Raw genomic sequence first — 20,688 nt, 5'->3', positions numbered from 1 at the left:
GAGCCGCGAATGTCAAGACCCGGCCTTGCTTCGGCGTGGCACCCGCGTTACACTTATTTTTCGCGCTCGCCTTGTCCTGCCCATTCCGCATTCGGAATGCAATGGCGCCCCTTGACCGGGGTCGTTTGGCGTGCGCGGAGCACGACATCTTGAGCCACCCGCCTGCGAGCCCTTGGAAGGACCCCTCTTGGCCGCCTCGCGCACCTCCGCATCTGTTCAGCCCCGTCGCATCTCGTTCGCCAAAATCTCAGAGCCTCTCGAGGTCCCGGAGCTTCTCGCTCTGCAGACCGATGCCTTTGCTTGGCTGATCGGTGACGAGAAGTGGAAGGAAGGTGTGGACGCCGCTCTCGCGGCCGGCCGCACCGACGTCTCCACCAAGTCCGGCCTCGAGGAGATCTTCGAGGAGATCTCCCCGATCGAGGACTTCTCCGAGACGATGAGCCTCTCGTTCCGCGATCACCGCTTCGAGCCGCCCAAGTACTCCGTCGACGACTGCAAGGACCGCGACGTCACGTACGCCGCGCCGCTGTTCGTCACCGCCGAGTTCATGAACAACGAGACGGGCGAGATCAAGAGCCAGACCGTCTTCATGGGCGACTTCCCCCTCATGACGGACAAGGGCACGTTCATCATCAACGGCACCGAGCGTGTCGTCGTGTCCCAGCTGGTCCGCTCGCCTGGCGTCTACTTCGAGCGCACCGCCGACAAGACGTCCGACAAGGACATCTACACCGCCAAGGTCATCCCCTCGCGCGGCGCATGGCTCGAGTTCGAGATCGACAAGCGCGACATGGTCGGCGTCCGCCTCGACCGCAAGCGCAAGCAGAGCGTCACCGTCCTGCTCAAGGCCCTCGGCTGGACCGAGGCACAGATCCTGGAGGAGTTCGGCCAGTACGAGTCGATCCGCCTGACGCTGGAGAAGGACAACACCGCCACGCAGGACGAGGCGCTGCTGGACATCTACCGCAAGCTGCGTCCGGGCGAACCGCCGAGCCGCGAGGCCGCGCAGACGTTGCTGGACAACTACTACTTCAACGCCAAGCGCTACGACACGGCCAAGGTCGGTCGTCACAAGATCAACAAGAAGCTCGGCGCTGACGAGGCGTTCGACCAGCAGACGCTGACGATCGACGACATCGTGCTCGCGATCAAGTACATCGTCGCGCTGCACGCCGGCGAGACCGAGATGGAAGCGCCTGCGGGCACGACCATCGTCGAGGCCGATGACATCGACCACTTCGGCAACCGTCGCATGCGCACGGTCGGCGAGCTGATCCAGAACCAGCTCCGCACCGGCCTGGCCCGCATGGAGCGTGTCGTCCGTGAGCGGATGACGACCCAGGACGTCGAGGCGATCACGCCGCAGACCCTGATCAACATCCGCCCGGTCGTCGCGGCGCTGAAGGAGTTCTTCGGCACCTCGCAGCTGAGCCAGTTCATGGATCAGAACAACCCGCTCGCGGGCCTGACCCACAAGCGTCGCCTGAACGCCCTCGGACCCGGTGGCCTGTCGCGTGAGCGCGCCGGCTACGAGGTCCGCGACGTCCACCCGTCGCACTACGGCCGCATGTGCCCCATCGAGACCCCCGAAGGCCCGAACATCGGTCTGATCGGCTCGCTGGCCTCCTTCGGTCGGATCAACTCCTTCGGCTTCATCGAGACGCCGTACCGCAAGGTCGTCGACAATGTGGTCACCGACCAGATCGACTACCTGACCGCGACCGACGAGGACCGCTTCATCGTCGCGCAGGCCAACTCGCTGCTGAACGAGAACAACGAGTTCGCCGAGGACATGGTCCTGGTGCGTCAGCGCGGTGGCGAGGCCGAGCTGCGTCCCGCCGCCGAGGTCGACTACATGGACGTGTCGCCGCGCCAGATGGTGTCGGTCGCCACGGCGCTGATCCCGTTCCTCGAGCACGACGATGCCAACCGCGCCCTGATGGGTGCCAACATGCAGCGTCAGGCCGTCCCGCTGATCCGCAACGACGCGCCGCTGGTCGGCACCGGCATGGAGTTCCGTGCCGCCGTCGACGCCGGTGACGTCACGGTCGCCAAGGCGGCCGGTGTGGTCAACGAGGTGTCCGCGGACGCCATCGAGATCATGCAGGACGATGGCTCGTACTTCACGTACCGCCTCGCCAAGTTCAAGCGCTCCAACCAGGGCACCTGCACCAACCAGCGCCCGCTGGTCACGGAGGGTCAGCGCGTCGTCGTCGGCACCCCGCTGGCCGACGGTCCGTGCACCGACGAGGGCGAGATGGCCCTGGGCACGAACCTGCTGGTCGCGTTCATGCCCTGGCAGGGTCACAACTACGAGGACGCGATCATCCTGTCCCAGCGCGTCGTCCAGGACGACGTGCTGACCTCGATCCACATCGAGGAGCACGAGGTCGATGCTCGCGACACGAAGCTCGGCCCCGAGGAGATCACGCGGGACATCCCCAACGTCTCCGAGGAGATGCTGGCTGACCTCGACGAGCGCGGCATCATCCGCATCGGCGCCGAGGTCGGCAACGGTGACGTCCTGGTCGGCAAGGTCACGCCCAAGGGCGAGACCGAGCTGACCCCCGAGGAGCGCCTGCTCCGCGCGATCTTCGGTGAGAAGGCGCGCGAGGTGCGCGACACCTCGCTGAAGGTGCCGCACGGCGAGTCCGGCACCGTCATCGGCGTCCGGGTCTTCGACTCGGCCGAGGGTGACGAGCTGTCCCCGGGCGTCAACCAGCTGGTCCGCGTCTACGTGGCCCAGAAGCGCAAGATCTCCAACGGCGACAAGCTGGCCGGCCGTCACGGCAACAAGGGCGTCATCTCCAAGATCCTCCCGGTCGAGGACATGCCCTTCCTGGAGGACGGCACGCCCGTCGACATCGTGCTCAACCCGCTCGGCGTCCCCGGACGCATGAACGTGGGACAGGTGCTGGAGACACACCTGGGCTGGGTCGCCAAGACCGGCTGGGACATCGAGGACATGAAGGACGAGTGGGCCGAGCGCCTGCGCGCCATCGGTGCGGACCGCGCCCCCCGTGACAGCAATGTCGCGACGCCGGTCTTCGACGGTGCTCGTGAGGACGAGATCCAGGGCCTGCTGGCCTCGACGCTGCCCAACCGCGACGGTGTGCGCATGGTCAAGCGTGACGGCAAGGCGAAGCTGTTCGACGGTCGTTCCGGCGAGCCCTTCCCCGACCCGATCTCGGTCGGCTACATGTACCTGCTGAAGCTCCACCACCTGGTCGACGACAAGATCCACGCACGTTCCACGGGTCCGTACTCGATGATCACGCAGCAGCCGCTGGGTGGTAAGGCGCAGTTCGGTGGACAGCGTTTCGGTGAGATGGAGGTGTGGGCCCTCGAGGCCTACGGAGCGGCGTACGCGCTGCAGGAGCTCCTGACCATCAAGTCCGATGACATCCTCGGACGCGTCAAGGTCTACGAAGCCATCGTCAAGGGTGAGAACGTCCCGGAGCCCGGTATCCCGGAGTCCTTCAAGGTTCTCGTCAAGGAGATGCAGTCGCTGTGTCTCAACGTCGAGGTGCTCTCGAGCGACGGAACCGCTGTCGAGATGCGCGATGCGGAAGAGGATCTCTTCCGTGCCGCCGAAGAGCTCGGCATCGATCTGTCCCGGCGTGAGCCCTCCAGCGTGGAGGAGGTCTGAGCCGCGAGGCTCGGACCCCTCACGCCCGTAAGAATTTCTGAAAGGGAAAGAAGACAACGTGCTTGACGTGAACTTCTTCGATCAAATCCGGATCGGTCTCGCGACCGCCGACGACATCCGCGGATGGTCGTTCGGCGAGGTCAAGAAGCCCGAGACGATCAACTACCGCACGCTCAAGCCCGAGCGTGACGGACTCTTCTGCGAGAAGATCTTCGGTCCCACCCGGGACTGGGAGTGCTACTGCGGCAAGTACAAGCGCGTGCGCTTCAAGGGCATCATCTGCGAGCGCTGCGGCGTCGAGGTCACGCGGTCCAAGGTGCGCCGTGAGCGCATGGGCCACATCGAGCTCGCCGCTCCGGTCACGCACATCTGGTACTTCAAGGGTGTGCCCAGCCGGCTCGGCTACCTGCTCGACCTGGCCCCGAAGGACCTCGAGAAGGTCATCTACTTCGCGGCCTACATGATCACGAAGGTCGACGAGGACGCGCGTCACGCCGACCTGCCGAGCCTCGAGGCCAAGATCGAGCTCGAGCGCAAGCAGCTCGAGAGCCGTCGTGACAACGAGGTCAACGAGCGCATGCAGAAGCTCGAGGAGGACCTCGCGGCCCTGGAGGCCGAGGGCGCCAAGGCCGACGCCAAGCGCAAGGTCAAGGACTCCGCCGAGCGCGAGGCCAAGCAGCGTCGCGACCGCGCCCAGCGCGAGATCGACCGCCTCGACGAGGTCTGGAGCCGCTTCAAGAACCTCAAGGTCCAGGACCTCGAGGGCGATGAGCTGCTCTACCGCGAGATGACGTACCGCTTCGGCAAGTACTTCGAGGGCTACATGGGCGCCAAGGCGATCCAGAAGCGCCTGCAGGACTTCGACCTCGACGCGGAGCAGGAGCTGCTAAAGGAGATCATCGCGACGGGCAAGGGTCAGAAGAAGACCCGAGCCCTGAAGCGCCTCAAGGTCGTCGAGGCCTTCCGTGGCAGCAACAACGCGCCCGCCGGCATGGTGCTGGACGCCGTCCCGGTGATCCCGCCGGAGCTGCGCCCGATGGTCCAGCTCGACGGTGGCCGTTTCGCCACCAGCGACCTGAACGATCTGTACCGCCGCGTGATCAACCGCAACAACCGGCTCAAGCGTCTGCTCGACCTGGGTGCTCCGGAGATCATCGTCAACAACGAGAAGCGCATGCTTCAGGAGGCCGTCGACTCGCTGTTCGACAACGGCCGTCGTGGTCGTCCGGTCACCGGACCGGGCAACCGTCCCCTGAAGTCGATCTCGGACATGCTCAAGGGCAAGCAGGGTCGTTTCCGTCAGAACCTGCTCGGCAAGCGCGTCGACTACTCGGGCCGTTCGGTCATCGTCGTCGGCCCGCAGCTCAAGCTGCACCAGTGCGGTCTGCCCAAGCAGATGGCGCTCGAGCTGTTCAAGCCGTTCGTCATGAAGCGTCTGGTCGACCTGAACCACGCGCAGAACATCAAGAGCGCCAAGCGGATGGTCGAGCGTGCTCGTCCGGTCGTGTGGGACGTCCTCGAAGAGGTCATCACCGAGCACCCCGTGCTGCTCAACCGTGCGCCCACGCTGCACCGTCTGGGCATCCAGGCGTTCGAGCCGCAGCTCATCGAGGGCAAGGCCATCCAGATCCACCCGCTCGTCTGCTCGGCCTTCAACGCCGACTTCGATGGTGACCAGATGGCGGTGCACCTGCCGCTGAGCGCCGAGGCCCAGGCCGAGGCACGCGTCCTGATGCTGTCGACGAACAACATCCTGAAGCCGTCCGACGGCCGTCCCGTGACCATGCCCACCCAGGACATGATCATCGGTCTGTACTTCCTGACGCTCGAGCGTTCGGGTCACATCGGCGAGGGTCGCGCGTTCAGCACGGTTCCCGAGGCGATGATGGCCTTCGAGCGGGGCGAGATCTCGCTGCAGAGCCACGTCAAGATCCGCATCAACGGCGAGATCCTCGACACGACGCTGGGCCGCGCGATCTTCAACGAGGCGCTGCCGGACGACTACCCGTTCGTCAACCACCAGGTGGGCAAGAGCCAGCTGGGCGTCATCGTCAACGACCTGGCCGAGCGCTACTCCAAGGTCGACGTCGCCAACGCTCTGGACAACCTCAAGGACACCGGCTTCCACTGGGGCACCCGCTCCGGCGTGACGGTCTCCATCGAGGACGTCGTGACGCCTCCGCGCAAGCAGGAGATCCTCGGCGGCTACGAGACGCAGGCCGCCAAGGTCCAGACGCAGTTCGACCGCGGTCTGATCACCGAGGACGAGCGCCGTCAGGAGCTCATCGAGATCTGGACGCAGGCCACGGCCGACGTCACCGAGGAGATGCTCAAGGGCTTCACCGAGGACAACCCGATCTGGATGATGGTCGACTCCGGTGCCCGCGGAAACATGATGCAGGTCCGTCAGATCGCCGGTATGCGTGGTCTGGTGGCCAACCCGAAGGGCGAGATCATTCCTCGCCCGATCAAGGCCAACTTCCGTGAGGGCCTGTCGGTCGTCGAGTACTTCATCGCGACCCACGGTGCCCGTAAGGGACTGGCCGACACGGCGCTTCGTACCGCCGACTCGGGCTACCTGACGCGTCGACTCGTCGACGTCAGCCAGGACGTCATCATCCGCGAGGAGGACTGCGGCACCGAGCGTGGTCTCAAGCAGGTCATCGCGACGAAGACCGACGACGGCCGACTGGTCGCCGCCGAGAACGTCGAGACGGCTGCGTACTCGCGTACCGCGGCCACCGATGTCACCAACGAGGCCGGCGACGTGCTGATCCCCGCCGGTGGCGAGCTCGGCGACGTCGAGATCGCTCGCCTCATCGCCGAGGGCGTCGAGGAGATCAAGGTCCGCACGGTCCTGACCTGCGAGGCCAAGGCCGGTACCTGCGCCAAGTGCTACGGACGGTCGCTGGCGACCGGCAAGCTCGTCGACATCGGCGAGGCCGTCGGCACCATCGCGGCCCAGTCGATCGGTGAGCCCGGCACGCAGCTCACGATGCGTACCTTCCACACCGGTGGTGTGGCCGGTGACGACATCACGCACGGTCTGCCGCGCGTCGTCGAGCTGTTCGAGGCACGTCAGCCCAAGGGCAAGGCGCCGATCACCGAGTCGGCCGGACGGGTCGTCATCGACGACTCGGACAAGATCCGCAAGCTCGTCGTGACCCCGGACGATGGTTCGGAGCCGCTGGAGTACCCCGTCACCAAGCGTGCGCGCCTCCTGATCCAGGACGGCGATCACGTCGAGGTCGGTCAGATGCTGACGCACGGCACGCCGGATCCGCAGGAAGTCCTGCGCATCCTGGGTGTCCGCCGGGCGCAGGAGCACCTGGTCGACCAGGTGCAGGAGGTCTACCGCTCGCAGGGTGTGGCCATCCACGACAAGCACATCGAGATCATCGTTCGCCAGATGCTCCGTCGCGTGACGGTCATCGAGCAGGGCGATGCCCAGCTCATCCCCGGTGACCTGGTCGATCGTGCGAAGTTCGAGGAAGAGAACCGGCGCGTCGTGGCCGAGGGCGGCACCCCCGCCTCCGGTCGTCCGGTGCTCATGGGCATCACCAAGGCCTCGCTGGCCGTCGAGTCGTGGCTGTCGGCCGCCTCCTTCCAGGAGACGACCCGCGTCCTGACCGACGCAGCCATCCACGGCAAGTCGGACTCGCTGCGCGGTCTGAAGGAGAACATCATCATCGGCAAGCTCATCCCGGCGGGTACCGGTCTGGACCGGTACCGCAACATCCGGGTCGAGCCCACCGAGGAGGCCCGTCAGGCCGCCTACGCCGTCACCGGCTACGGCGACTACGACTACGGCTTCGGCTCGGCGGACGCAGCTCCGGTGCAGCTCGATGACTTCGACTTCACGTCGTACGAGAACAAGTAGCACCTGATCGACACAAGAAGCCCCCGGCCGAGCTCGGCCGGGGGCTTCTTCGTGCGTGCGGGCCGCTAGACGCCGTTGCGGCGCAGGACGGCGTCCAGCCGCGCGGCGGTGGCCCGCACGGCAGCGGGCCGCTCGTAGAAGTGCTTGTGGACCTCCGAGGGCGGATCGCCGGGTGCGCCCCGGGCATTGCAGATCTCGTCGCCCTCGACGCACAGGCTGATGGCGGCAGCTCGAAGCGCCGCGCTGATCGGCGGTCCGGCGCCCAGGCGACCGTTGCCGCGGGTCGGCTCCTCGGCGTACGACCAGTGGGCAATGGCATCGGTCGGATCGCGGAGCGGGTCGGCGATCATGGCGACCAGCACCACGCGACCGGCGAGGTCGCCCGGCATGTCGGCCGCCGCACCGTGCACCACCTGGGCGCCCTGGCTGAATCCCACGAGCGCGAAGTGGCTCTCCGCGCACCTGGACGCCAGCGTGCGGAGCCGGGACAGCATCATGCGGGTGCCCTCGAGCGTGTGCTGCTGATAGGCCGCAGAGGTGGCCGTCGCGCCGGCGTCGTAGCGGATGGCCTCGATGCGGACGGTGAGGCCGGATCGTCCGTGCAGGCGCCGCGCGAGCTCGTCGGTGGTGCGGCGCACCTCGGTACCCACCCCCGCATTGAGGTCCGGGTCCTGGGTCGAGCCCCGTGCTCCGAGCACGACCAGGTCCGCGCACCTGACGTCCGTGGTGGCGGCCGCCTCGGTGCCCGTACCCGGCTCGGATGGTCCGGGCGTTGTCGCGGAGCAGCCGGCGAGCGCCAGGACTGCGGCACCGAGCGTGAGCAGTCGAGCGCCCGGCGAGATCACGGCGCCTTGACGTGCGGCGTGTCCGGCGACTCGACGGCGCTGGCCGGGACCCGCACCGACGGGGGCTCGGCCTCGCGGAACAACCAGGTGAGCTTGGGCTCGAACAGCGGCCTGAACACCGTGGCGACGGGCTTGGTCATCAGCAGGTTGGCCATGATCGCCGCGACGACGATGCAGCCGGCGACCGAGACGGCGCCATATGGCTCGAGCCGGTCCCAGAGCTCGAACTGGCGGTCCAGCCAGATGATGACGAATCCGTGCAGGAGGTAGCAGTAGAACGTGCGGCCGCCCAGGACGGTCGTGATCGACCGTCCGCGGGGGATCAGCGACAAGGTCGCGAAGGTCAGCGCCGCGCCGACGAGCAGCAGCTCACCGCGGATCATCATGCCTTCCCACGCGCCGGCGTTGAGCGGTTCCTCGGAGTAGCGGTCCTTCCACAACAGCCACCGGGTCTCCCAGCCCTGGGAGAACAGCTGGCAGATCACGAACGACGCCACCAGCGTGACGGCCGAGGCGATCCGGATGCGCCAGTCGCCGAGCTTCAGGAACAGCTCGCGATTCATGTGCAGCCCGATGACCCAGAACGGCAGCAGCCCCAGCACCTTGGGCAGGGCCAGGACATTGGGGATCTCGATCAGGCCGGCGAGCAGTGAGATCGCGATCGCCGTCGTGATGGGGTACTTGAGCGCCCGCCAGATGGGGGTCGTGATCCGCCACAGGAACAGCGCGGCCAGGAACCAGCCGAGCCACTGCGGCGACAGGATCATCAGGTGCGCGGGCTCGCCGTCGTAGTGCTTGGTGATGAGCTGCAGGCTGGTCTCGACCAGCAGGTACGGCACGATCAGCGTGCTGACGATCCGGCGGATCTGACGGAAGTCGCCGATGTAGTGGCGCGCGGTGTAGCCCGAGATCAGGATGAAGAAGGGCATGTGGAACGAGTAGATCCACGTGTAGATGCCCTTGGCCGAGTCCATCACGACCAGCTCGGTCAGGGAGTGGCCGATGACGACCAGCAGCATGACCCAGTAGCGGGCATTGTCGAGATAGGCCACGCGTTCCTTGGGAGGCGACGTGGCCACGGGCAACGGGTCGAGAGCACTCATCCAGAACGACTCTAATAGCCTGAGCTGAATTCGACCTGTGCGCCGGACAGATGGAGGGTGTGTGAGCGAGGCACGCCGTACCCAGCGCCTGGGCGCCTACGCCGTGGTGCTCGACGACGAGCGCATCCTGCTGACCAGGATCTCGTCGGTCGGCTACCCGGCCGGCACCTGGACGCTCCCCGGCGGCGGCGTCGACCACGGTGAGTCGCCGCACGACAGCGTGGTCCGCGAGCTGTACGAGGAGGCCGGGCTGCGGGCGATCTCGTCGCGCCTGGTCGATGTCCACGACGTCCACGTCGTGGCCCCGGGGCGAGACGACCAGTACGAGGACTACCACGGCGTCCACCTGCTCTACGCCGTCGAGGTCGACACCTCGGTGCAGCCGCGCGTCACCGACGTCGGGGGCACGACCGATCTCGTCGCGTGGGTTCCGGTCGACGAGATCGGCTCAGTCGTCGCGCCCGTGCTCCCGATGGTGGAGCACGTCCTCGCGCACCTCGATCAGTTCGGCGCGGGCGTGTAGAACAGCGCGGTGTAGTTGCCGCGCGCCGACAAGGTGTACACCGCGCGGGCGATCGCCCCGTCCTTGGTGCGGTAGGCGTACGTCGTGCTGACGGAGTTGAGGTCCTCCACGACGTCCTTGACCACCGTGCCGCGAGGACTGTTCGACAGGACGAACTGCTCGGCGGTCTGGTCGGCGTCGACGGCCTTGTCGGTCGTCATGAGGGCGAACTGCGGGTTGAAGCTGCTGAGCAGCAGGGTCGCGGACTCGGGGGCCGTCCAGCCGTTGACCATCGGTGTCGAGTTCTCGGCGTCCAGATCCATCTTGGGCCAGATCAGACCCGACTTCTCCGGGCCCTCGACATCGGCGATGTCGTCCAGCGAGCCGGTGTCGCGGCCCAGCTGGCCGGCGCGCGGATCGCCGACGTACTCAGCGGTGACCTGCATGACCGGATGGGTGCGGGCGGCGGGCGGTGCCGTGCGGGTCGCCAGGTTGCCGGAGTCGACGTGCATCGTGACCCGGATCTCGCGGTTCTGCTTGGTCATGCCACGGGCGACGACCTGGCAGTGGGTGATGCGACGCTCCTGCGCGGAGCAGTACTGCGACAGGTCGTCGAGCACGAGGTTCGCGTCGGGGATGGCGGCGTTGATCTGGGCGAGCATCTTGCGCACGACCTGGGTCGGGTCGTCGTCGATGCGCATCAGCGAGACCGTCGTGTCGGGACGGGGCGCGTCGCCGATGCTCTTGAACGAGTCAGGGCTCGGACGCGTCGTGGGCGTCGGGGTGGGGGAGGGTGCCGGTGTGCCGGCGGCCTCGTCGCGCGCGATCTCCTCGGCCTGCTCCGCGGCCTTCTGGGCCTGGACGGCCTCCAGCTCGGGCCGGTAGGCCGCGATGAGCCGCGAGCTGCGGTAGCGCACCAGGGGGCCGAGCTGGGTCGCTCCCTCGGGCACGAACAGTCCGTAGGCGATGGGGCTCTCGGGCCCGGACTCGTGCTCGGACAGGTCGGGCGCCTTCGTCGCGGTGGCAGTCGGCTCAGGCTCGGGCTCCCCGGCCGTGGAGCCGCCCTGGCAGGCGGTCAGCGCGACGAGTGCCACAGCCGTGAGCAGCACCCGGCCGGAACGAGCCAACACCATGAATTCCCCTCGTCGAAGTCCGTCAGCGACCGTGGTCGCACGGGCGCGCGGCGTCACGGGACCGTGACGTCATCCGCGCCCCAACACCACACGATATCGTTTCGGATCAAGGCCTCAGGATCCAGAGGGAGCAGTCGGTCACCATGACGCGCACAACCACGACCGACCGGGTCTTCGCCTCCCTGCGCGAGTCCATCGTGACGGGCGAGTTCCCGCCCGGGTCGCTGCACTCCATCTACCGCCTGGCCGATCTGCTGGGGGTCTCCCGCACGCCGGTCCGCGAGGCGGTCCTCCGGCTGGCCGACATCGGGCTGGTCACGATCGAGCGCAACCGCGGTGTGCGCATCCGGGGGGTGACGGTCGCGGACGTGCAGGCGGTCTTCGAGCTGCGCCTGATGATCGAGGTGCCGGCGACGGCCCATGCCGCGGCGCACGCCGACGAGCAGCTCGTCTCGGCGATCGAGGCAGAGCTGGAGCACATGCGCCGGTACGCGCTGGCCGATGACGAGCAGCAGTTCACCGCGCACGACCGGCAGCTCCACCACGCGATCGGCGCGGCCCTGGGCAATGCGCGGCTGCAGGCCGAGGTGGCGACGCTGCGTGACTCGATCCAGGCGCGGGGGGCCACGACGATCCGTCGTTCGCGCACCATGGTCGAGCTCGCCGCCGAGCACGCGCCCATCGTCGAGGCGATCGGCACCCACGACCCGGTGGCCGCCGCCGCGCACATGGAGCAGCACCTCGTCCACACCGCGACGTTGTTGATGGAGCAGGTGTCGGCGGTCAGCGGCGACGTCGTGGACCCGGACTGGTCACGCGGGTTGAGGGAACACCTGTACCTGCCCGGCCGCAGCGCGGGCACACGACATCCGGGGCAGTAGCATGCTAGCCTCGTCGAACTCGCGATCGAAGGAGAAGACATGACGGTCTTCCACCCCCAGCAGCCCGAGACGGTGTTCACCTACGGTGCCCCGGGCCTGAAGTTCGGCGTCGGCGCACGGCTGGAGCTCGGTCACGACCTGAGCCAGCTGGAGGCGCGTCGCGTGCTCCTGGTGACCGATCCGGGGGTGGCCGCGACCGGCGCACCGGACCAGATCGCCGAGGTCATCCGGGCCGCATCGATCGAGACGATCGTGTATGACCGCTCTCGGGTCGAGCCGACCGACGGAAGCCTCGAGGAGGCGATCGCCTTCGCCCGGGCGGAGGGACCCTTCGACGCGATCGTCGCGGTCGGCGGAGGCAGCAGCATCGACACCGCCAAGGCCGTCAACCTGCTCGTGACCAACGAGGGCGAGCTGCTGGACTACGTCAACGCCCCGGTCGGCAAGGCCCGCGCGCCCAAGAACGCGCTGCTGCCGCTCATCGCCGTCCCGACCACGACCGGCACCGGCAGCGAGAGCACCACGATCTGCGTGCTGGACGTGGTCAGCCAGCACGTCAAGACCGGCATCTCGCACGCCCGGCTGCGCCCGACGGCTGCGGTCGTCGACCCCGAGCTGACCTTGACCCAGCCCGCCGGGGTCACCGCGGCCGCGGGGCTGGACATCCTGTGCCATGCGCTGGAGAGCTACACCGCCCGGCCGTTCACGTCGTACGAGCACAAGCAGGCCGGCGAGCGCGTGCCGTACTGCGGTTCCAACCCGATCGCCGACATGTGGAGCGAGAAGGCCCTGACCCTGATGGCGGCCTCGTTCCGGACCGCTGTGCGTGACGGGGGTGACCTGGACGCGCGCATCGACGTCTCGATGGCCGCGACGTTCGCCGGGCTGGGCTTCGGCAACGCCGGCGTCCACGTGCCGCACGCCAATGCCTACCCGATCGCGGGGCAGGTGCGCGACTTCCGCCCCGAGGGCTACAACGCCGATCACGCGATGATCCCGCACGGCATGGCCGTGTCGCTCACGGCTCCGGCCGCCTTCCGGTTCACCTTCGAGGCCGCCCCCGAGCGTCACGTGCGCGCAGCCGAGCTGCTGGCCCCCGGTGCGACCCGACCCGACGACCTGGCCGACTTCCTGCCGCAGGTGCTGGCCGGGATCATGCGCGATGTGGGCATCCCGTCGGGCATCAGCGAGGTCGGATTCACCGAGGGTGACATCGACTCGCTGGTCGAGGGCACCATGAAGCAGCAGCGGCTGCTCGCGACGGCCCCCCGTGAGGTGACCGAGGACGACATCGCGAACATCCTCGGCGACTCGCTCGAGATCTGGTAGCCGGTGACGATCACGACCGATGCGACGACGACCGATGTCGTCGCCGAGCTGACCCGCGCCGGCGTCACCGACGTCGACGACTCGACCCTCACCCGGGCGCTGTACAGCACCGACGCCTCGCTGTATCGCGTCGTCCCACAGGTCGTGGTCCGTCCGCGCAGCACCGAGGAGGTCCTCGCGACGATCGCCGCCTGCCGCGCCACGGGGACTCCGCTGACCTCGCGCGGCGCCGGCACGTCGATCGCCGGCAATGCGGTCGGCACCGGCGTGGTGATGGACTTCACCCGTCATCTCAACCGGGTGCACGACATCGACGTCGAGGCGCGCACCGCCCGCGTCGAGCCCGGCACCGTGCACGCCGTCCTGCAGAAGGCCGCGACCCCGCTGGGCCTGCGCTTCGGTCCCGACCCGTCCACCCACACCCGCTGCACGGTCGGCGGGATGATCGGCAACAACGCCTGCGGCTCCCGCGCCCTGGCGTACGGCCGGACCGCCGACAACGTCATCGGCATGGACGTCGTGACGATGGCGGGGGAGCAGCTCACGATCGGCCGCGGCGCGACGCCCACCTCGCCGACCCTGGACGCGCTGCGCGACCTGGTCGGCGCCAACCTGGCGACGGTGCGCACCGAGTTCGGCCGCTTCGGCCGGCAGGTCTCGGGCTACAGCCTGGAGCACCTGCTGCCCGAGAACGGCTTCGACGTCGCGACCTTCATGGCCGGCACCGAGGGCACGCTCGCCACGATGACCTCGGCGACCGTCCGCCTCGTCAAGGACCCGCCGCACCGGCAGGTCCTGGTGCTGGGCTACGCCTCGATGGCCGAGGCCGCCGACGACGTCCCGTCGCTGCTGCCCTTCGCGCCGACCGCGTGCGAGGGTCTGGACTCGCGCATCGTCGACGTCTTTCGGGCCCACCGCGGAGCGGTTCCCGATCTGCCGCGCGGCCAGGGGTGGTTGTTCCTGGAGATCTCCGGCGAGCACCCCGGCGAGGTCGCCGACACGATCGCCCGGGCGTCCCGCGCGGCATCGGCGATCGATCACCGCGTCGTCACCGACGGGGGCGAGCAGGCCGTGCTGTGGCGCATCCGCGAGGAGGGCGCCGGCCTGGCGACCCGCACCCTGCCGGGCAAGGCGCTCTCGGGCTGGGAGGACGCCGCGGTCCCCCCGGAGCGGCTCGGCACCTACCTGCGCGAGCTGGACGGCCTGCTGAAGGACAACGGCCTGGACGGCGTCCCGTACGGCCACTTCGGTGACGGCTGCGTGCACATCCGCATCGACTTCCCGCTGGACGCCGAGGGCGGTCATCAGGTCTTCCGACGCTTCCTGACCGACGCGGCCACGCAGGTCGCGGCCCTGGGCGGCTCGCTGTCCGGCGAGCACGGCGACGGGCGCGCCCGGTCCGAGCTGCTGCCGCTGATGTACTCCGGAGAGGCGATCAGCCTGTTCGAGCAGGTCAAGGCGGTCCTCGACCCGGACGACCTGCTGAACCCCGGTGTGCTCGTCCGGCCGGCCGCGGTCGACGCCGACCTGCGCGGGCCCGAGTCGATCCGTTCACCCGGGCGCGAGCAGCTGTCGGCGCGTCTGGGCCTGCGGCTGCTGCACGACGACGGCGATCTCGGCAAGGCCGTGCACCGCTGCACCGGCGTCGGCAAGTGCATCGCCGACAACTCCGGGTCCAACGGCGTCATGTGCCCCTCGTTCCAGGCCACCCGCGAGGAGAAGGACTCGACCCGTGGCCGGGCCCGGGTCCTGCAGGAGATGATCGACGGCCGCCTCGTCACCGGCGGCTACCGCGCGCCCGAGGTCCACGAGGCCCTCGACCTGTGCCTGTCGTGCAAGGGCTGTCTCAGTGACTGCCCCACGGGCATCGACATGGCCAGCTACAAGTCCGAGGTGCTGCACCAGACGTACAAGGGACGCCTGCGCCCCCGCAGCCACTACATCCTGGGCAAGCTGCCGTTCTGGGCCCGTCTCTCGTCCCCGGTGGCCTGGCTGGCCAACCTGGGCCTCCGGACGCCGGGCCTGCGCTCGATCGCTCGCTGGGTCGCCGGCGTCGACCAACGCCGGAGCCTGCCGGCGTTCGCGACCCGGCGCTTCTCGCGCATCGCCCGTCCCCAGCTGCGGGGCGATCGCGCGAAGGTCGTCATCTGGGCGGACTCGTTCACCGAGTTCTTCTCCACCGACGGGGGACAGGCTGCCCTGCGCGTGCTCGACGGGGCCGGCTACGACGTCGAGGTGCTGAGCCGTCCACAGTGCTGCGGGCTGACCTGGATCACCACGGGGCAGCTCGACACCGCCCGCACCATGATCGGTCGCGCCGTCGAACAGCTGCACCCCTATGTCGCGGCCGGCGTGCCGGTGGTCGGCCTGGAGCCGTCGTGCCTGGCGGTGCTGCGCTCGGACGCCGTCGAGCTGGTCGACGACCCGCGCGCGGTCGACGTCGCCGCGGGCGTGTTCACGCTGTCGGAGCTGCTCCAGCGCACCGAGGGGTGGACGCCGCCGGATCTCACCGGGACGACACTGGTCGTGCAGCCGCACTGCCACCAGTCCTCGGTGCTGGGATTCGAGGCCGATCTGGCGATCATGACCGCCACCGGCGCGACGATCGACCGACTGTCCGGATGCTGCGGTCTCGCCGGCAACTTCGGTGTCGAGAAGGGCCACTACGAGGTGTCCGTCGCGGTCGCCGAGCAGCAGCTGATGCCGGCGATCCGCAAGGCTCCGCCGGGGGCGGTCGTCGTCGCGGACGGATTCTCCTGCCGCACCCAGCTGGACGATCTCGCCGCGGTGCAGGCCGTCCACCTGGCCCAGCTGCTCGACCGGCCCGGCCCGCGGTGAGCGCGGCACCACGGCGCCCGATGGGCCTCGTGGACAGCCCGCTCGAACGCCCGCACCCGGTGAATTTGGAATGGGGCGGGGGTGACCGGTAGTATTAGGCGCTGTGCCTGAACTCCTCAGGCCGTTGCGCACATCCCGCCAGAATTTTGGGGCGGTGAGCGCTTCACGACTCATGGCTCGCGCCAGCCAGAAGAAGGAAGTTTGTAGTGCCCACGATCAACCAGCTGGTCCGCAAGGGCCGTCAGCGCAAGGTCGTCAAGACGACGACCCCCGCGCTCAAGGGATCCCCTCAGCGTCGCGGTGTCTGCACCCGCGTCTACACCACCACTCCGAAGAAGCCGAACTCCGCGCTCCGCAAGGTCGCTCGCGTGAAGCTGTCGAGCGGTACCGAGGTCACTGCATACATTCCCGGCGAGGGCCACAACCTGCAGGAGCACTCGATCGTGCTCGTGCGTGGCGGTCGAGTCAAGGATCTGCCCGGTGTCCGTTACAAGATCATCCGCGGCGCACTCGACACGCAGGCAGTCAAGGGTCGCAAGCAGGCTCGCAGCCTGTACGGCGCCAAGAAGGAGAAGAAGTAATGCCTCGTAAGGGTCCCGCGCCCAAGCGCGTCGTCGAGACTGATCCGGTCTACGGAAGCCAGCTCGTCACTTCACTGATCAACAAGGTCCTGGTCGACGGCAAGAAGCAGGTCGCCCAGCGCATCGTCTACGCCGCCCTCGAGGGCACGCGTGAGAAGTCCGGCACCGATCCGGTCATCACGCTCAAGCGCGCGCTGGACAACGTCAAGCCGGCCATCGAGGTCAAGAGCCGCCGTGTCGGTGGCGCGACCTACCAGGTCCCGATCGAGGTCCGCGCGGTCCGCCAGAACACCCTGGCCCTGCGCTGGCTGGTCAGCTACGCCGGCTCGCGCCGCGAGAAGACCATGGCCGAGCGCCTCATGAACGAGCTGCTCGACGCCAGCAACGGTCTCGGCGGCGCCGTCAAGAAGCGCGAAGACACGCACAAGATGGCTGAAGCCAACAAGGCCTTCGCCCACTACCGCTGGTAAGTCAGCACCACCTTCACCCTCCGCCGTTACCGGCGGGGCCCCGCATCAAAGGAAGCGATTTCACTCGTGGCAACCGACATCACCACCGACCTCAGCAGGGTCCGCAACATCGGCATCATGGCGCACATCGATGCCGGCAAGACCACGACGACCGAACGCATCCTCTTCTACACCGGTATCACGTACAAGATCGGTGAGGTCCACGACGGCGGCGCCACGATGGACTGGATGGAGCAGGAGCAGGAGCGCGGCATCACGATCACGTCTGCCGCGACGACCTGCTGGTGGAAAGACAACCAGATCAACATCATCGACACCCCCGGGCACGTCGACTTCACCGTCGAGGTCGAGCGCAACCTGCGCGTCCTCGACGGTGCGGTCGCCGTGTTCGACGGTGTCGCCGGCGTGGAGCCGCAGTCCGAGACGGTCTGGCGCCAGGCCGACAAGTACGGCGTCCCGCGCATGTGCTTCGTCAACAAGCTCGACCGCACCGGCGCCAGCTTCGACTTCTGCGTCAAGACGATCCGTGAGCGCCTCGGCGCGACGGCCCTCGTCCTGCAGGTCCCGATCGGCGCCGAGAGCGACTTCATCGGAGTCGTCGACCTGGTCGGCAACCGCGCCCTGGTGTGGCGCGGTGAGACCCAGATCGGTGAGGACTACGCGGTCGAGGAGATCCCGGCCGACCTGGCCGACGTCGCCGCCGCTGCGCGCAACGACATGATCGAGACCCTGGCCGACAACGACGACGAGTTCGCCGAGGCCTACCTCGACGGCGCCGAGATCACCCCCGAGCTGCTGAAGCCGGCCATCCGTCGCGCGACGCTGGCCGCCAAGCTCAACCCGGTGCTGTGCGGCACCGCGTTCAAGAACAAGGGCATCCAGCCCCTGCTCGACGCGGTCATCGACTTCCTGCCCAACCCGCTGGACGTCGGCGCCGTCACCGGCACCGACCCGCGTGACGAGACGGTCACCGACACCCGTGCGCCCAAGGAGAGCGAGCCCTTCGCCGCCCTGGCGTTCAAGATCGCGTCCGACCCGCACCTGGGCAAGCTGACCTACCTGCGCGTCTACTCCGGTCGCCTCGAGTCCGGCTCCACGGTCATCAACGTGACCAAGGGCCGCAAGGAGCGCATCGGCAAGATCTACCAGATGCACGCCAACAAGCGCGCCGAGATCGCGTCGGTCGGCGCCGGCCAGATCGTCGCCGTCATGGGTCTGAAGGACACCACGACCGGCGAGACCCTGTCCGACCCGCAGAAGCAGATCGTCCTGGAGTCCATGACGTTCCCCGCGCCGGTCATCCAGGTCGCGATCGAGCCCAAGACCAAGAGCGACCAGGAGAAGCTCGGCACGGCCATCCAGCGCCTCGCCGAGGAGGACCCGACGTTCCAGGTCCACACCGACGAGGAGACGGGTCAGACCATCATCGCCGGCATGGGCGAGCTGCACCTGGACATCCTGGTCGACCGCATGAAGCGTGAGTTCAACGTCGAGGCCAACGTCGGCAAGCCGCAGGTCGCGTACCGCGAGACCATCAAGCGCAAGGTCGAGAACGTCAGCTACACCCACAAGAAGCAGACGGGTGGCTCCGGCCAGTTCGCCAAGGTCATCATTTCGATCGAGCCCACGGGCCCGATCGCCGGTGGCGAGGGTGGCTACGAGTTCGACAACGCTGTCACGGGTGGACGCGTTCCCCGTGAGTACATTCCCTCCGTCGACCAGGGCGCACAGGACGCCATGCAGTTCGGCGTCCTCGCCGGCTACCAGATGGTCGACGTCAAGGTCACCCTGGAGGACGGCGCGTACCACGACGTCGACTCCTCGGAGCTCGCCTTCAAGCTCGCCGGTTCCATGGCGTTCAAGGAAGCAGCTCGCAAGGCCGATCCGGTGATCCTCGAGCCCGTGTTCGCGGTCGAGGTCACCACGCCCGAGGACTACATGGGCGATGTGATCGGCGACCTCAACTCCCGCCGTGGCCAGGTTCAGGCCATGGAGGAAGGGATGGGCGGCGTCAAGATCATCAAGGCGATCGTCCCCCTCTCAGAGATGTTCGGGTATGTGGGCGACCTGCGGTCGAAGACCTCAGGGCGTGCGTCATACTCGATGCAGTTCGACTCCTACGCGGAGGTTCCCAAGAACGTCGCGGAAGAGATCATCAAAAAGGCCCGCGGCGAGTAACAGCGGACCATCTCATAAGATGGCCTGAGGTACTCGTGCCGCGAGTAACCGACGGCGTTCAACAGCAACCAATTCGAAGAAGGAGCCCCAAGTGGCTAAGGCGAAGTTCGAGCGGACCAAGCCGCACATGAACATCGGCACCATCGGTCACATCGACCACGGTAAGACGACTCTTACCGCGGCGATCACCAAGGTGCTGCACGACAAGTACCCCGATCTGAACGAGGCCTCGGCCTTCGATCAGATCGACAAGGCACCCGAAGAGCGCCAGCGCGGCATCACGATCTCCATCTCGCACGTCGAGTACCAGACCGAGAACCGCCACTACGCGCACGTCGACTGCCCGGGACACGCGGACTACGTCAAGAACATGATCACCGGTGCGGCTCAGATGGACGGCGCGATCCTCGTGGTCGCCGCCACCGACGGCCCCATGCCCCAGACGCGCGAGCACGTGCTGCTCGCTCGCCAGGTCGGCGTGCCCGCGATGGTCGTCGCACTGAACAAGTGCGACATGGTCGACGACGAAGAGATCCTCGAGCTTGTCGAGATGGAGGTCCGGGAGCTGCTCAGCGACCAGGACTTCGACGGCGACAACGTCCCGGTCGTCCGGGTCGCAGCCGTTCCGGCCCTGGCCGGCGACGAGAAGTGGGGCGAGTCGGTCCTGGAGCTCATGCAGGCTGTGGATGACTACATCCCCATGCCCCCGCGTGAGACGGACAAGCCGTTCCTCATGCCCGTCGAGGACGTCTTCACGATCACCGGTCGTGGAACCGTCATCACCGGTCGTATCGAGCGCGGCATCATCAAGGTGACCGACACCGTCGACATCATCGGCATCCGCGACACCAAGCAGACCACCACGGTCACCGGTATCGAGATGTTCCGCAAGCTGCTCGACGAGGGTCAGGCCGGCGAGAACGTCGGACTGCTCCTGCGCGGTACCAAGCGCGAGGACGTCGAGCGCGGCATGGTCATCATCGCGCCCGGTTCGACGACTCCCCACACGGAGTTCGAGGGCCAGGTCTACATCCTGTCGAAGGAGGAGGGCGGCCGTCACACGCCGTTCTTCAACAACTACCGTCCGCAGTTCTACTTCCGCACCACGGACGTCACCGGCGTCGTCACGCTGCCCGAGGGCACCGAGATGGTCATGCCCGGCGACAACACGGAAATGAGCGTTCAGCTGATCCAGCCGATCGCCATGGAAGAGGGACTCCGCTTCGCCATCCGTGAGGGTGGACGCACGGTGGGCGCAGGCCGCGTCACGAAGATCAACAAGTAACACTTTCTCGTTAC

General features: G+C 67.7%; 13 protein-coding genes. 10 read left to right on the top strand and 3 right to left on the bottom strand.

The window, feature by feature from the left end; all coding sequences use genetic code 11:
- Window positions 1-187: 187 nt before the first annotated feature.
- Both rpoB and NQV15_RS15200 read left to right on the top strand, forming a co-directional pair.
- Complete coding sequence (gene rpoB, locus NQV15_RS15205) at window positions 188-3,649, top strand: DNA-directed RNA polymerase subunit beta (RefSeq protein ID WP_232400672.1); 3,462 nt, start codon at window positions 188-190, stop codon at window positions 3,647-3,649.
- 58 nt (window positions 3,650-3,707) lie between these two features.
- Window positions 3,708-7,529 carry a DNA-directed RNA polymerase subunit beta' gene (locus NQV15_RS15200; RefSeq protein WP_306459351.1) on the top strand — a complete coding sequence of 1,274 codons (3,822 nt, stop codon included), beginning with the start codon at window positions 3,708-3,710 and terminating at the stop codon, window positions 7,527-7,529.
- Window positions 7,530-7,594: 65 nt separating this feature from the next.
- Here the strand turns inward: NQV15_RS15200 and NQV15_RS15195 are convergent, their stop codons facing one another.
- The gene (locus NQV15_RS15195; protein WP_232400674.1) at window positions 7,595-8,374 is read right to left on the bottom strand and encodes a cutinase family protein; all 780 of its coding nucleotides are present in this window, start codon (window positions 8,372-8,374) and stop codon (window positions 7,595-7,597) included.
- The gene (locus NQV15_RS15190) at window positions 8,371-9,477 is read right to left on the bottom strand and encodes an acyltransferase family protein (protein ID WP_232400676.1); all 1,107 of its coding nucleotides are present in this window, start codon (window positions 9,475-9,477) and stop codon (window positions 8,371-8,373) included. Before NQV15_RS15190 ends, NQV15_RS15195 begins: the two co-directional genes overlap by 4 nt.
- 61 nt (window positions 9,478-9,538) lie before the next feature.
- On the opposite strand from NQV15_RS15190, the gene NQV15_RS15185 reads away from it, so the two are divergent.
- Window positions 9,539-10,000: an NUDIX hydrolase gene (locus NQV15_RS15185; RefSeq protein WP_232400678.1), complete on the top strand. Its 462-nt coding sequence runs from the start codon at window positions 9,539-9,541 to the stop codon at window positions 9,998-10,000.
- On the opposite strand, the gene NQV15_RS15180 is transcribed toward NQV15_RS15185, so the two are convergent.
- Window positions 9,979-11,112 carry a hypothetical protein gene (locus tag NQV15_RS15180; RefSeq protein ID WP_232400679.1) on the bottom strand — a complete coding sequence of 378 codons (1,134 nt, stop codon included), beginning with the start codon at window positions 11,110-11,112 and terminating at the stop codon, window positions 9,979-9,981. The genes NQV15_RS15185 and NQV15_RS15180 overlap by 22 nt on opposite strands.
- A 143-nt stretch (window positions 11,113-11,255) precedes the next feature.
- On the opposite strand from NQV15_RS15180, the gene NQV15_RS15175 reads away from it, so the two are divergent.
- From NQV15_RS15175 to tuf, 7 genes are all read left to right on the top strand, one after another.
- Window positions 11,256-11,993, top strand: a complete 738-nt coding sequence (locus NQV15_RS15175; protein WP_232400681.1) for a GntR family transcriptional regulator — start codon at window positions 11,256-11,258, stop codon at window positions 11,991-11,993.
- 39 nt (window positions 11,994-12,032) lie between these two features.
- Complete coding sequence (locus NQV15_RS15170; protein WP_232400684.1) at window positions 12,033-13,322, top strand: hydroxyacid-oxoacid transhydrogenase; 1,290 nt, start codon at window positions 12,033-12,035, stop codon at window positions 13,320-13,322.
- Between the two features lie 3 nt (window positions 13,323-13,325).
- Complete coding sequence (locus NQV15_RS15165; protein ID WP_232400685.1) at window positions 13,326-16,160, top strand: FAD-binding and (Fe-S)-binding domain-containing protein; 2,835 nt, start codon at window positions 13,326-13,328, stop codon at window positions 16,158-16,160.
- A 206-nt stretch (window positions 16,161-16,366) separates the two neighbouring features.
- Window positions 16,367-16,741 (top strand): 30S ribosomal protein S12, encoded by a 375-nt coding sequence (rpsL, locus tag NQV15_RS15160; protein WP_056606137.1) that lies wholly within the window; start codon window positions 16,367-16,369, stop codon window positions 16,739-16,741.
- The gene (gene rpsG / locus NQV15_RS15155) at window positions 16,741-17,211 is read left to right on the top strand and encodes a 30S ribosomal protein S7 (protein ID WP_232400696.1); all 471 of its coding nucleotides are present in this window, start codon (window positions 16,741-16,743) and stop codon (window positions 17,209-17,211) included. The genes rpsL and rpsG overlap by 1 nt, the downstream gene beginning before the upstream one ends.
- Window positions 17,212-17,277: 66 nt before the next feature.
- Entirely contained in the window at window positions 17,278-19,389 is a 2,112-nt protein-coding gene (gene fusA / locus NQV15_RS15150) for an elongation factor G (RefSeq protein ID WP_306459350.1), read from the top strand.
- Window positions 19,390-19,480: 91 nt separating this feature from the next.
- A complete protein-coding gene (gene tuf / locus NQV15_RS15145) occupies window positions 19,481-20,674 on the top strand; it encodes an elongation factor Tu (protein WP_232400698.1) in 1,194 nt (397 codons plus the stop codon).
- Window positions 20,675-20,688 lie beyond the last annotated feature (14 nt).

Source organism: Aeromicrobium wangtongii (assembly GCF_024584515.1).
GTDB classification, from domain to species: Bacteria; Actinomycetota; Actinomycetes; order Propionibacteriales; family Nocardioidaceae; genus Aeromicrobium; species Aeromicrobium wangtongii.
This window is presented reverse-complemented; position numbering and strand designations above follow the sequence as displayed.

Excerpts from the sequence above, each read along its gene's own strand:
- NQV15_RS15180 (WP_232400679.1), bottom strand. The coding sequence starts at position 11,112 with ATGGTGTTGGCTCGTTCCGGCCGGGTGCTGCTCACGGCTGTGGCACTC.
- NQV15_RS15175 (WP_232400681.1), top strand. The coding sequence starts at position 11,256 with ATGACGCGCACAACCACGACCGACCGGGTCTTCGCCTCCCTGCGCGAG.
- NQV15_RS15190 (WP_232400676.1), bottom strand. The coding sequence starts at position 9,477 with ATGAGTGCTCTCGACCCGTTGCCCGTGGCCACGTCGCCTCCCAAGGAA.
- NQV15_RS15170 (WP_232400684.1), top strand. The coding sequence starts at position 12,033 with ATGACGGTCTTCCACCCCCAGCAGCCCGAGACGGTGTTCACCTACGGT.
- rpsG (WP_232400696.1), top strand. The coding sequence starts at position 16,741 with ATGCCTCGTAAGGGTCCCGCGCCCAAGCGCGTCGTCGAGACTGATCCG.